Annotated in this window: 11 protein-coding genes; 9 read left to right on the top strand and 2 right to left on the bottom strand. The window is 45.4% G+C overall.

All coding sequences use genetic code 11. The annotated features are described in order from the left end of the window. Positions 1-546 precede the first annotated feature (546 nt). From J8Z23_RS13230 to luxS, 9 genes are all read left to right on the top strand, one after another. Positions 547-804, top strand: a complete 258-nt coding sequence (locus J8Z23_RS13230) for an oxaloacetate decarboxylase subunit gamma (RefSeq protein WP_005379932.1) — start codon at positions 547-549, stop codon at positions 802-804. A 31-nt stretch (positions 805-835) separates the two neighbouring features. Beyond that, positions 836-2,620, top strand: a complete 1,785-nt coding sequence (gene oadA / locus J8Z23_RS13225; RefSeq protein ID WP_395197850.1) for a sodium-extruding oxaloacetate decarboxylase subunit alpha — start codon at positions 836-838, stop codon at positions 2,618-2,620. Positions 2,621-2,629: 9 nt separating this feature from the next. Further along, positions 2,630-3,760, top strand: a complete 1,131-nt coding sequence (locus J8Z23_RS13220; RefSeq protein WP_005396706.1) for a sodium ion-translocating decarboxylase subunit beta — start codon at positions 2,630-2,632, stop codon at positions 3,758-3,760. Between the two features lie 123 nt (positions 3,761-3,883). Beyond that, the gene (locus tag J8Z23_RS13215; protein WP_237312421.1) at positions 3,884-4,834 is read left to right on the top strand and encodes an NADP-dependent oxidoreductase; all 951 of its coding nucleotides are present in this window, start codon (positions 3,884-3,886) and stop codon (positions 4,832-4,834) included. Beyond that, a complete protein-coding gene (locus J8Z23_RS13210) occupies positions 4,828-5,289 on the top strand; it encodes a YqaA family protein (RefSeq protein ID WP_005396704.1) in 462 nt (153 codons plus the stop codon). Before J8Z23_RS13215 ends, J8Z23_RS13210 begins: the two co-directional genes overlap by 7 nt. A 9-nt stretch (positions 5,290-5,298) precedes the next feature. Beyond that, positions 5,299-8,142 (top strand): M16 family metallopeptidase, encoded by a 2,844-nt coding sequence (locus tag J8Z23_RS13205; RefSeq protein ID WP_256894564.1) that lies wholly within the window; start codon positions 5,299-5,301, stop codon positions 8,140-8,142. Positions 8,143-8,298: 156 nt separating this feature from the next. After that, a complete protein-coding gene (gene gshA, locus J8Z23_RS13200) occupies positions 8,299-9,867 on the top strand; it encodes a glutamate--cysteine ligase (protein ID WP_046875082.1) in 1,569 nt (522 codons plus the stop codon). Between the two features lie 63 nt (positions 9,868-9,930). Beyond that, positions 9,931-10,497, top strand: a complete 567-nt coding sequence (locus J8Z23_RS13195) for a hypothetical protein (protein WP_434635297.1) — start codon at positions 9,931-9,933, stop codon at positions 10,495-10,497. An 84-nt stretch (positions 10,498-10,581) separates the two neighbouring features. Further along, positions 10,582-11,100: an S-ribosylhomocysteine lyase gene (luxS, locus tag J8Z23_RS13190; RefSeq protein WP_005396698.1), complete on the top strand. Its 519-nt coding sequence runs from the start codon at positions 10,582-10,584 to the stop codon at positions 11,098-11,100. Positions 11,101-11,203: 103 nt separating this feature from the next. Here luxS and J8Z23_RS13185 read toward each other — a convergent pair whose 3' ends face one another. Together J8Z23_RS13185 and J8Z23_RS13180 are read right to left on the bottom strand one after the other, a co-directional pair. Beyond that, positions 11,204-12,472 carry an HlyC/CorC family transporter gene (locus J8Z23_RS13185; protein ID WP_005396696.1) on the bottom strand — a complete coding sequence of 423 codons (1,269 nt, stop codon included), beginning with the start codon at positions 12,470-12,472 and terminating at the stop codon, positions 11,204-11,206. A 124-nt stretch (positions 12,473-12,596) separates the two neighbouring features. Continuing rightward, positions 12,597-13,391 carry a cytochrome C assembly family protein gene (locus J8Z23_RS13180; protein ID WP_005396694.1) on the bottom strand — a complete coding sequence of 265 codons (795 nt, stop codon included), beginning with the start codon at positions 13,389-13,391 and terminating at the stop codon, positions 12,597-12,599. Positions 13,392-13,507: the final 116 nt, after the last annotated feature.

Here is a 13,507-nt window from a genome sequence, read left to right as displayed (position 1 = left end):
AAGCCTCGCAATTGCGAGGCTTTTTTGTATCTGGACATCAGGAACTATAGCCTAGAGTTGTTAGAGGCGAGGTCCTTCTTTTCCAAAAGCGAATATGTGCTTATCTAAGCAATTTGGAATAAAGTTTCAGCTGTAGTTTGTGAATCCATCCTTACTATCTCTCCTGTATATTAATTTCCGTTTCTTTCACTTCAATTGTTTACATGTAACTTCTTTGTTTTTTATTTGTTTGTTAATTGTTATAAAATGACATCCTTTTGTTTTTATTAGTTTTTATGTGTAAATCTCGATTTGGTTTTGAAATCCAAATCGCAGTTTTTATTTATGTCCTCCTTTACTCTGTTCGTAAGGAGATAGCAGATTCGCAGTAATTATTTTGTCATGAACTGTGATCTGGGTAGTGAATAAATAATCATTTATCAGGATTATTACAAACCTTCCTTAAACAAAATTGACAAAATTTAACCAATCGAGATAATCCATTGGTCGGGATTTGACGCTATTAAAGTCCTGCACGTTGTCAGGATGACAAAGAAAGGAAGCAACATGACTAATATAGGAAGCCTGCTAGTAGATGCGGCCACCCTGATGCTAACGGGGATGGCGGTCGTATTTATTTTCCTCACTATTCTTGTTTATCTCGTTCGGCTAATGTCGAAATTGGTACCAGAAGAAGTACCAGAGCCGATCGCAGCACCAAAAACAAATACTAATATTCAATCAACCTCTTCAGCTGTTAGTCCACAAGTAGTGGCGGCGATCTCGGCTGCGATTCATAAACATCGCGCCTCATTCGCGAAGTAGCCGAACCAGGATTAAAAAGGAGTTTAAGAGCATGTCTAAACCACTAGCTATTACAGATGTGGTCCTTCGTGATGCCCATCAATCACTATTTGCTACGCGTATGCGTATTGAGGATATGCTGCCTATCGCAGCTGAGTTGGATAAGGTTGGTTACTGGTCTCTAGAGACTTGGGGTGGCGCAACGTTTGATTCTTGTATTCGATTCTTAGGGGAAGATCCTTGGGAGCGTTTACGTGAGTTGAAAAAAGCGATGCCTAATACGCCAATGCAAATGCTACTGCGTGGTCAAAACCTTTTAGGATACCGCCATTATGCCGACGACGTAGTAGAGAAGTTCGTTGAACGCGCACATGCTAACGGTATGGACGTATTCCGTATCTTTGATGCAATGAATGACGTGCGAAACTTCCAGAAGGCTGTTAAAGCAACGGTCGATGTTGGCGCACATGCTCAAGGTACGCTGTCTTACACAACAAGCCCTGTGCATAACGCAGACACTTGGGTTGACTTGGCAAAACGCCTAGAGGATTTAGGTTGTCATTCACTGTGTATTAAAGATATGTCTGGCTTACTCAAGCCTTATGAAGCGGAAGAGCTTATCACGCGTATCAAAGCGTCTTGTGATGTGCCATTAGCACTTCATTGTCACGCGACGACAGGCTTGTCTACTGCGACAGCGGTAAAAGCAGTTGAAGCTGGTATTGATATTCTCGATACAGCGATTTCTTCAATGAGTTGTACCTATGGTCACACACCGACGGAAACGGTAGTCGCGATGCTAGAAGGAACCGAGCGAGATACGAATTTGAAGCTCGAGCAACTAGAACCTATCGCCGCGTATTTCCGTGAAGTACGTAAGAAGTACGCAAAGTGGGAAGGTCAGTTGAAAGGTGTAGACTCTCGCATCCTGATTGCTCAAGTGCCTGGCGGCATGCTGACTAACATGGAAGGCCAGTTGAAAGAACAGGGCGCGGCGGATCGCATTGATGAAGTCTTAGAAGAGATCCCTCGTGTTCGCGAAGATCTTGGTTTCATTCCATTGGTGACTCCAACTTCGCAGATCGTCGGAACGCAAGCGGTGATTAACGTTCTTACTGGCGAACGCTATAAGAGCATTACTAAGGAAACCGCTGGTCTATTGAAAGGCGAATACGGTCAAGCGCCAGCCGAGTTAAATGCAGAGCTGCAAGCTAAAGTACTTGATGGCAAAGAGCCTATTACGTGTCGTCCTGCCGATTTGCTTGAGCCTGAAATGGAGACGCTTACTGTTGATCTAATGGAGAAAGCGAAATCAGAAGGTATTAAGCTAGCAAGTGAACGTGTTGATGATGTACTTACTTATGCGCTTTTCCCTCAAGTTGGTCTTAAGTTCCTTAAGAATCGTGAAAACCCAGAAGCATTTGAACCTGCACCAACGCTAGAAGCCGCGAAGCCTGCCGTACCTGCGGCGCAACCAGCAACTGGTGGAGTAGAAACTTATAGCGTACGTGTTGACGGACAGGTGTATGAGGTGGAAGTTGGTCCTCAAGGCGAGCTAACCTCTGTCGCTCCTTCTGCGGCGCCTGCAAAATCGACGGCACCTAGCGCACCTTCTAACGCTTCTGCTGAAGCGGTGCCTGCTCCTCTTGCCGGTAACATCTTTAAAGTGAATGTTCAGCCTGGTGCTGAAGTGGCTGAAGGCGATGTACTACTGATTCTTGAAGCAATGAAGATGGAAACAGAAGTGCGTGCGGCGCGTGGTGGTGTGGTTCAAGAGTTGAACGTTAAAGAAGGCGATGCTGTCACAGTAGGTGCGCCTCTGTTGAGCCTGGCGTAAGGGAGTATCATGGACGGATTGTTAACCCTTTGGGCAGAAACAGGGATCGCTAACTTCGAGTTCGGCCAAATCTGTATGATGCTGGTTGGTTGTACCTTGCTGTTTTTGGCAATCAAAAAAGGCTTTGAACCTTTACTGTTATTGCCGATTGGTTTTGGTGCTATCTTGGCGAATATTCCAAATGCTGGCTTTACTGAGCCTGGCGGCTTGCTCTACTACGTTTACTACATTGGGATTGAATCGGGTGTGTTCCCGTTGTTGATCTTCATGGGTGTGGGTGCGATGACCGACTTTGGTGCTTTGATCGCAAACCCAAAAACGTTGTGGCTAGGTGCGGCAGCTCAGTTTGGTATTTTTGCGACGCTGTTTGGCGCTATTTTGCTCAACTATGTACCTGGCATGGAGTTCTCCATGGCGGATGCATCGTCTATCGCTATCATCGGTGGTGCGGATGGCCCAACGGCGATTTTCTTAGCAAGTAAGTTATCACCAGACCTGCTTGGTGCGATTGCTGTAGCCGCGTACAGCTACATGGCTTTAGTGCCAATCATTCAGCCGCCAATCATGAAGGCGCTAACCACTAAGGAAGAACGTGAGATTCAAATGGCGCAACTGCGTCACGTGGGTAAATGGGAAAAGGTATTGTTCCCGATGGCAGTATTACTCATGACGATTCTTTTCCTACCTTCAGCAACGCCTCTTGTCGGTATGTTCTGTCTTGGTAACTTAATGCGTGAAGCGGGTGTGGTCGATCGTCTATCGAAAACCGCACAAAATGAGCTGATCAACATCGTGACGATCTTCTTGGGCTTAGGGGTTGGCTCGAAGCTGCAAGCGGATCAATTCCTGAACTTAGAAACATTAGGCATTCTAGGGCTTGGTGCGGTTGCGTTTAGTATTGGTACGGGGGCTGGTGTGCTAATGGCTAAGTTGCTGAACAAGTTCTCAAAAGAAGACATCAACCCACTTATTGGTGCGGCTGGCGTTTCTGCGGTACCAATGGCCGCGCGTGTGGTGAACAAGGTCGGCTTACAAGCTAACCCGCAAAACTTCTTGTTGATGCATGCGATGGGACCAAACGTTGCAGGTGTATTGGGCTCAGCAGTGGCCGCTGGTATCTTGCTAGCACTTGTCGGCTAGTCATTACCGAAAATGGAATGATCAACCAATTTACAAAATCACGATTAACTTCGGTTAACAAAATGGTTTATAGTCAAAGGGATGCTTTCGCATCCCTTTTTGTTTTCTTGCAGGGAATGGTTTATGGAACACAAACAGATCGTTATCACTGAATTTGGTGATGCCAACGTACTCGCGATTCAACATGCTTCTACACCATCACCACAGCCTGGTGAAGTCTTAGTAAAAGTCGCTTTTTCAGGCGTAAATCCTATTGATGTTAAAACACGAGCCGGACTCGGTTGGGCAGCTGCGCAGAACAAGGATAATTTACCTTGGGTACCAGGTTACGACATCTCAGGAAAAGTCGTGTCCAGTGGAGAGGGGGCGTCGCGTTTTAATGATGGTGATGAGGTGGCTGGATTTATCGGTTTCCCAGTCCGAGGCGGTGGGTACAGTCAGTACGTATGTGTTCCAGAAGCTGAGTTAAGTCATGTTCCCAGTTCAGTTACTTTAGAGGCTGCCGCAGCATTACCGTTGGCTGGCCAAACTGCGGCACAAGCACTCAGCAAAGCCAATGTGACAGAAAACGATCGCGTACTTATCCTCGCAGGAGCCGGTGGCGTTGGACACCTAGCGGTACAAATCGCGGTCGCGACTAAAGCGGAAGTCTTTACAACCTGTAGTGAACGAAATTTAGACTACCTGGCTACCCTTGGCGCTCACGCAGTGAACTATCAATTTGCACCAGTGTCAGAACGTGTTGAAGACGTTGATGTTTTGATTGATTTAGTAGGTGGAGATGCCGCGTTAGATGCGCTTAAATGCCTGAAAGACGGTGCGAGAGTCATAACCGTCCCAACCATCACGGCTGAGCTGATTTGTGAAAAAGCCAAACTCCTAGGCTTTGAGGCTAACGGCATGTTGGTTGAGCCAGATCCAGCGCAATTAGATACCTTGTTGTACATGGTTGGCGTTGGTTTACTGAAGACTGAAATTCAACAGGTTTATCCGATGAGTGATGTGATTGCTGCTCACCAGCAAGTTGAATCAGGAAGAACCAGAGGCAAGGTGTTGCTTGATATGACATGCTAGAAGCATTTAATACGAGCTTTGAAAGTTTAGCGCTTTGGTTTTCAGATTCAGCATTATGGGTGCTTTTCATGACCGGTTTTCTCAGTGCCACTTTGTTACCTGGTGGCTCTGAGGCGGGCTTAGTTGCCACTCTCTCATTAAATCAATATTCCGTTTCGTCAATTATTATGGTCGCCACTATAGGCAATACGCTTGGTGGCTTAACAAATTATTGGCTTGGCTTGTGGATTCCCAACAAAGCGCAAGAAGAAAAGCACGGTCATACCGCATTAAAGTGGCTGTCAAAGTATGGCTATTGGGGATTATTTTTTAGCTGGTTACCCGTGATTGGAGACCCGCTGTGTTTAGCCGCAGGGTGGCTGAGAATGAAGTTTCTGCCTTGCGTGATTTTAATATTTTTAGGAAAGGCTGCTAGGTATAGCTTGCTTGCGGCCATCTATCTCGGATTATTTTAAGGAAAGTACATGAAGATGTTTTGGGTTGGCGCGTGCTCACTGTTAGTGATCACGGGCTGTGTATCAAATACGCCAGTTTCATCACTGCCGGAAGGGGTAACTTTCGTCGAGTCATCGAAAGCGGAAGAAGGCAAAGTTAAGATTCCATACCAAAAGTATAAACTCGATAATGGCTTAACGGTGATCTTAGCTCCTGAAGATTCCGACCCATTGGTCCATGTGGATGTGACTTACCATGTTGGTTCGGCTCGTGAAGAGGTGGGTAAGTCTGGTTTTGCGCATTTCTTTGAGCACATGATGTTCCAAGGTTCAGAGAACGTTGGTGACCAAGAGCACTTCAGAATCATCACAGAGGCTGGCGGTACGTTAAATGGTACGACAAACCGTGATCGTACTAACTACTTTGAAACTGTCCCGGCTAACCAGCTAGAGAAAATGCTGTGGTTAGAGTCTGACCGTATGGGCTTTTTGCTGGATGCGGTTTCTCAACGCAAATTTGAAATTCAGCGTTCAACTGTAAAAAATGAGCGAGCTCAGCGTTACGATAATCGTCCTTATGGCTTAATTTGGGAGCGTATGTCTGAAGCGTTATATCCTGAAGGTCATCCGTATTCGTGGCAAACTATTGGTTATGTTGAAGATCTTGATCGTGTTGATGTGAACGATCTCAAAGCGTTTTTCTTACGTTGGTATGGCCCAAACAATGCGACTATCACTATCGGTGGGGACTTAGACGTTGAACAAACTCTTGAGTGGGTAAATAAGTACTTCGGTTCGATTCCTCGTGGGCCAGAGGTTGAAAATGCGCCGAAACAACCTGCAAAACTGCAAGAAGACAAATACATCACGCTAGAAGATCGCATTCAACAACCGATGGTGATGATCGCGTGGCCAACAACTTACAACGGCGAAGAAAGCCAAGCGTCTCTCGATACGCTATCTGAAGTGCTAGGTGGCGGTACAAACAGCGTGCTCTACCAAGACTTAGTCAAGACTCAAAAAGCCGTCGATGCGGGCTCATTCCATGACTGTGCAGAACTGGCGTGTAACTTTTACGTTTATGCAATGGGTGATTCAGGGGACAAAGGCGATCTATCAAAACTGTACGACGAGCTTTTACAGTCACTCAATCAGTTTGCTGAAAAAGGCGTGACAGAAGATCGCCTTGAACAATTGAAGGGTAAGGCGGAAGCGGATGCTATCTTTGCATTAGAAAGTGTTAAAGGCAAAGTAACGCAGTTGGCATCCAACGAGACATTCTTCGGCGATCCAGACCGTCTTGAGCAACAGCTTGAGCAGATCCGCGCAGTGACGCCTGCATCGGTAGAAAAAGCGTATACGGATTTTATCCAAGGTAAGAACAAAGTGACCCTAAGCGTGGTACCAAAAGGAAAAACTGACCTTGTCGTAAAACCAGCGACCTTTGTGACGCCAAAGCGTACGCTACCACAATACGAGAAGATCACTGATGATCAATTGGCGTATCGTCGTGCGACCGATAACTTCGATCGCTCTGTGCAACCGCCTGTAGGGGAGCCAGTGAAAGCGACGATGCCTGAGTTGTACGAGCTTCATTTTAATAATGGCTCGGAGTTGCTTGGCGCGGTTAGCGATGAAACACCAACGGTCATGATGCAGTTTAGTTTACCTGCGGGAACACGTTTTGTTGAAAAGGGCAAAGAAGGTCTTGCCCAGTTGACCGCAGCAATGTTGCAAGAAGGCACAACGAAACGTAGTGTCGAAGAGATTCAAGCTGAGCTCGATAAACTAGGTAGTGTCATCTCCGTGAATGCAACGGGCTACACAACAAACATCAGCGTTTCTGCTTTAGAAAAGAACTTAGAGCCGACGTTGAAAATTGTCGAAGAGATGTTGCTGTCTCCTGCATTCAAGCAAGCAGACTTTGAGCGTGTGAAGATGCAAGCGCTAGAAGGTCTTGTGTATGAGCACCAAAACCCAAGCTGGATGGCATCACAAGCGAGTCGCCAAGTGCTCTATGGAGACTCTGTTTTTGCTCGACCAAAAGACGGCACGCAAGCAGGGGTAAGTGCACTAACGTTGGATGATGTCCGTGAGTTCTACTCGAAGCATTACACGCCACAAAGTGCGCAAATCGTCGTTGTTGGTGACATTGAACAACAGGAAATTGAACAGCAGCTGACGTTCTGGAAAAACTGGCAGGATGAAGCTGCGCCATTGTATGCACCGCAAAGCATCGCTGCATTAGGTGAGCAAAAGATCCATCTTGTTGATAAACCAGGTGCACCACAAAGTGTGGTCATGATGGTTCGTCAGGGTATGCCTTACGATGCAACGGGCGATTTTTACCTAAGCCAACTGGCAAACTTCAACTTAGCAGGGAACTTCAATAGCCGCATTAACCAAAACCTACGTGAAGACAAGGGTTACACATACGGCGCTTACGGCTACTTCTCTGGAAATCCAGAAACTGGCTCGGTTGTTTTCACCGCGCAAGTACGAGCGGATGCAACGGTTGCTTCGATCATTGAGATGGAAAATGAGCTAAATGAATACTCGCAGTCAGGAATTACTGATGAAGAGATGAAATTTATGCGTCAAGCGGTCGGTCAAAAAGATGCACTGAAATATGAAACGCCAACACAAAAAGCGGAACTCATCAGTGATATTCTTAAGTACAACCTCGATCAAGATTACTTGCAGCAAAGAAACGCTATCGTAGAAAAAGTCGATAAGCAGACTTTAAATGCACTGGCTCAAAAGTGGTTTGATCCAAATGACTATCAAATTATCGTCGTTGGTGATGCTAAATCACTGCGTCCTCAATTAGAAAAGTTGGGGAAAGACGTAGAAGAGCTTGAAATCATTCGATAGAGTACACATTTAATAGCGGAGAAACGTTTCTCCGCTATTCATCTAGATAAGCGACTTTTCGTGGGTCATTTATCTAGATGCATTAAATATCAATAACTTAGCTTACACTTGTCCTTTGTGATAAGTGTCCTGCTCCCAATATAAGCGAACCTCATTTTGACTGATTTTGCTGCGCGACTAAAAAAAGTTGCATCAAACCCCGAAGTATTTAAGCAGTTTGGACGCGGTGTTGAGCGAGAAACTTTGCGCTATCGTCAGGATGGACATCTAGCAACAACACCTCATCCTGAGGGGTTAGGCTCAGCGTTCACAAACCAATGGATCACGACTGATTTTTCTGAATCATTGTTAGAGTTCATTACTCCTGTGTCACATGAAATTCCAGAACTGATGGCACAACTGAAAGATATCCATCACTTCACGCAGACAAAAATGGGTGAAGAAAAGATGTGGCCTCTTTCTATGCCATGTTATGTTGGCTCGGAAGAGGATATTCAGCTTGCTCAGTACGGCTCTTCGAATGCAGCAAAAATGAAAACCCTGTACCGAGAAGGTCTAAAACGCCGCTATGGCAGCCTGATGCAAATCATCTCAGGTGTGCATTTTAACTTCTCGTTCCCTGAGACATTTTGGGACGCGCTTTACGGCGAGCAAGATGAACAAGCCCGCCAAGATGCTAAGTCTGATGCCTACTTTGCGCTGATCCGTAACTATTACCGTTTTGGTTGGATGATTCCGTATTTCTTCGGCGCATCGCCAGCGTTATGCGGCTCTTTTATTCAAGGTCGTGAAACCGATCTGCCATTCGAAAAAATTGGCGGCACTTTGTATTTGCCGAAATCGACGTCTTTGCGTTTGAGCGATCTGGGCTACACCAATAGTGCGCAAAGTGTACTGAAAATTGGCTTTAACAGCATTGATCAGTATCTGGATGGTTTGAGCGATGCGATTCGTCACCCATCAGAAGAGTTTGCGAAAATAGGCGTCAAAGTGGACGGTGAATACCGCCAGCTTAATTCCAATATTTTACAAATTGAGAACGAGCTATACGCTCCAATTCGCCCGAAACGCGTGTCGAAAAGTGGTGAGAAGCCTTCAGATGCGTTACGACGCGGTGGGGTTGAGTACATTGAAGTTCGCTCTCTAGACGTTAACCCATTCAGCGCAGTGGGGTTGGATGAAGAGCAAGTACGATTCCTTGATCTCTTCCTGACTTGGGCGGCCTTGTCAGACTCGGATCCAATGGACAACTGTGAATTAGAGTGTTGGCGCGACAACTGGAACAAAGTCATTGTTTCTGGTCGTGAAAAAGGGCTAATGCTTCAAATTGGTTGCCAAGGTGAACGTCTATCTTTGCAAGATTGGGCGCATCGAGTGTTTGTCGAGCTGCGTCAGATAGCACAGCAAATGGATATGGCTGCTGGTGGCAGTGCATACCAAGATGTGTGTAATAAACTCGAGACATGGATTGATAACCCAGAACTAACGATTTCAGGTCAACTATTAGAGCTGACGAAAGAGCTTGGTGGGTTAGGTAAAGTCGGCTGTGCGCTTGGCATGAAGTACCGCGAGGAAAATCTAGCTCACGGTTATCAGTACTACTCACAAGATACGATGGAAACGGAAGTGGCGTCGTCAGTAGAAAAGCAAAAGCAAGCGGAACAAAGTGACACGCTATCTTTTGATGATTTTTTGGAAGATTACTTTGCTTATCTGAAGCAGTAGTGAATAGGTAAAGGTTGGGTGGGATTGAACATTAAACCGTTAGTAGTATCGGTACTCGGAAGCATGTTACTTGCAGGTTGTGCCACGGCACCGCCAAAGCAGCAGAATAATTTATGTGAGATATTTCGAGAGAAATCCGGCTGGTATGATGATGCCAAAGATATGGAAGAAAAGTGGGGAACCCCCATTCATGTCGCTATGGCTATCATTAAACAAGAAAGCAGCTTTCGGCACGATGCGAAACCACCCAAAGACTATTTATTGGGATTTATCCCTTGGGGACGAGTCAGCAGTGCGTATGGTTACTCTCAAGCTCAAGATCCTGCTTGGGAAGATTTCCAAGATGCGACGGGGCAGGGCGGTTCTCGTACCAACTTTGATGATTCAATGATGTTTGTCGGTTGGTATACTCACGAAACGAGGCGCCAACTAGGGATTTCGTTATGGGACCCATACAGTCAATATCTGGCTTATCATGAAGGTCGAGGTGGGTACAAGCGAGGTACTTATAAGCGAAAGCCCAGCTTGCTCAAAGTCGCTCGACGTGTTGAACAAACTGCAAAAACTTATGGCTGGCAGCTGAAGCAATGTCGTCAGGAATTGGAAGACAACAGCAGCTGGTTCTTTTAACCTACAGCCTGTTTATGTGCTGTAGGGATGAATGACATTTATCCAGTACCGAGAGGTATTGGAGTTACAATCAGGAGAGATGTAATGCCTTTACTCGATAGTTTTACCGTGGACCACACTCGCATGAATGCACCGGCAGTGCGAGTGGCGAAGACCATGCAGACCCCAAAAGGGGACACGATTACTGTCTTCGATTTACGCTTTACCGCGCCAAACAAAGACATCCTTTCTGAAAAAGGTATTCATACACTAGAGCACCTTTATGCAGGCTTTATGCGCAATCATCTAAACAGCGATTCTGTTGAGATCATCGATATTTCGCCTATGGGTTGCCGCACCGGCTTTTACATGAGCCTGATTGGCACTCCATCAGAGCAGCAAGTAGCGGATGCTTGGATTGCGGCCATGGAAGACGTACTAAAGGTAGAAAGCCAGAACAAGATCCCTGAACTCAACGAATACCAATGTGGCACGGCAGCGATGCACTCTTTAGAAGAAGCACAACAGATCGCAAAGAGCATTTTGGATGCTGGTGTATCGGTGAACAAAAATGATGAACTTGCTTTGCCTGAATCGATGCTAAAAGAGCTGCGCATCGACTAGTTGCTAAAAACTTATCAAGAAGCATATTTATCCAGAACTAAAAAGAGCCTGACATGATCAGGCTCTTTTCTTTTTATTTCTTATCTTGAGTTGTAGATAGGAGCTATTTTTTCTTTTTAGGATAAACACGAACGAGCTTGATGCGGTTTTCTTCAATCTCAACAAGCTCCATTGGATGACCAGCCACTCTCACGCTTAAATGGCTCTCTGGAATATCTTCCAGGTGCTCCAAAATAAGACCGTTTAACGTTCTTGGGCCATCCGTTGGTAAATCCCATTTCAGGCCTTTGTTGATATCTCGGATATTGGTGCTGCCTTCAATGAGGAAGCTTCCGTCACCTTGAGGACTGATTTCATCAGAAAGGCTTGGAGAAATCGAGGTCGTGAATTCGCCAATGATTTCTTCCAGAATATCTTCCAATGTCACCAAGCCAATAATGTCGCCATATTCATCAACAATTAGACCAATGCGCTGTTTATTGCGTTGAAACTTTAACATTTGCACGTTCAGTGGCGTACCTTCCGGGATGTAATAGACTTCATCCGCAGCACGTAATAGCGTCTCTTTATTGAACTCGTTTTTTTCTAGCATCAGGCGGTAAGCTTCACGCAGGCGCAGCATGCCAACCACTTCATCAATTTGGTCACGATAAAAAACAATGCGTCCATGTGGTGAGTGGGTAAGCTGACGAACGATGGATTTCCAGTCATCATTAATATCGATACCGGTAATCTCATTACGTGGCACCATGATATCGTTCACAGTGACGTGCTCAAGATCCAAAATAGATACCAACATGTCTTGGTGTCGGCGAGGGATCAATCCGCCAGCTTCGTTTACTACGGTACGCAGCTCATCGGAACTAAGATGGTCTTCTACTGAGTGATCGGCTTTTACGCCAAGTAAACGAATAAAGCCATTCGTAATAAAGTTAACGAGCATCACCAAAGGCGATAGTAACTTCATCAATATGGTCAGTAGGATACTGCTCGCGTAAGACACGCGTTCAGGGTACAGCGCCGCAATTGTTTTTGGGGTAACTTCAGCAAAAACCAATACAACCATAGTCAGTGCACCGGTTGCGATAGCGACACCTAAATCACCATACAAACGCATACCAATAATGGTCGCGATGGCAGACGCGAGAATATTAACGAGGTTGTTGCCGATAAGAATAAGACCAATCAAACGATCTGGACGGTCTAATAGCCTTTCGACTCGCTTAGCGCCTTTATGCCCATTTTTGGCTAAGTGCTTTAAGCGATAACGGTTCAGAGACATCATCCCTGTTTCTGAGCCGGAAAAGTAACCTGATATGACGATAAGACACGCGAGTAGCGCAAACAAGATACCCGTAGAGATGTCGTCCAAAACGTTGCTGTTCCTTGTAAGTATTGGGTTATATAACGGTTGAGTAAGTCCGTTAAGTCAAAGGGTTAAGGCGTACTGTATTTTATCTAGCCTAAAATATAAAGGATAGGAGCCCTAGAGCTCCTTAATTCAAGATGATTTCTTTCACAAAGCGACTGCCAAAATACGCCAGAGTTAACAGCGTTGCCCCTGCGACAGCGAACCAAGTAACTTTTCTACCACGCCAACCTTTTTGATAATGACCCCAAAGCAGTATTGAGTACACAATCCAAGCGATGAAAGAAAGAATGCCTTTATGCGCTTTACCTTGAGCAAACATATCCTGCACAAAGACAAAGCCAGTAATGAGCGTGCCAGTTAACAATAAATTACCGATCAAAATAATTTTGAATAGCTGACGCTCTACCATTAATAAAGGCGGCAGGTTTGGGTTAATCGCCAAAGATTTTTTTGTTTTCAGTTTGTGATCTAACCAAGCCAGCTGAAGTGCGTAGAGTGCACCGATAGTTAAAGTTGCGTATGAGAACAGCGCAAAAGAAATGTGAATGAGTAGCTTAGGGTCATTCTCTAGGTGCTTGATAAACGTGCTTGGCAAAAATGTGGCAGCAGATAAATTGATGGCAGCAAAGCTATAAACGACAGGCAATAAAAACCACAACCGATTTTTCAACATAGCAAGGCTCATGACCAGAGAAATAATAAAACTGATCAAAGAGGCTACGTTTAGAATACTAAGGTTTTGACCTGAACCATCAAAAATCAGATCACTCAAAATCCACGCATGAAAAACAAGCGCACAGGCAGCACTAGCAAACACTGTTTTTGCTTTGATTCCTGACTGCTGTGAGAGTCCGGGTATGATGGTCGCAATCGCCAAAACATAAAGTATGGCGGCCGCGATGGCTATTAAGCTATCCATGAATCCTAAATATTATTGTGCACAATGAGGAAATTATACCTTGCATTACACTTTGGGGCTACGTTATATCCGACATCAATCATGAGAGATGAGATATTGAAATTAATAAGTTACCG

Source organism: Vibrio sp. SCSIO 43086 (assembly GCF_051132235.1).
In the GTDB taxonomy this organism is placed as follows: Bacteria; Pseudomonadota; Gammaproteobacteria; order Enterobacterales; family Vibrionaceae; genus Vibrio; species Vibrio diabolicus.
Note: the sequence above shows the minus strand (reverse complement) of the source record. Positions and strands in the feature narration are given on the sequence as shown.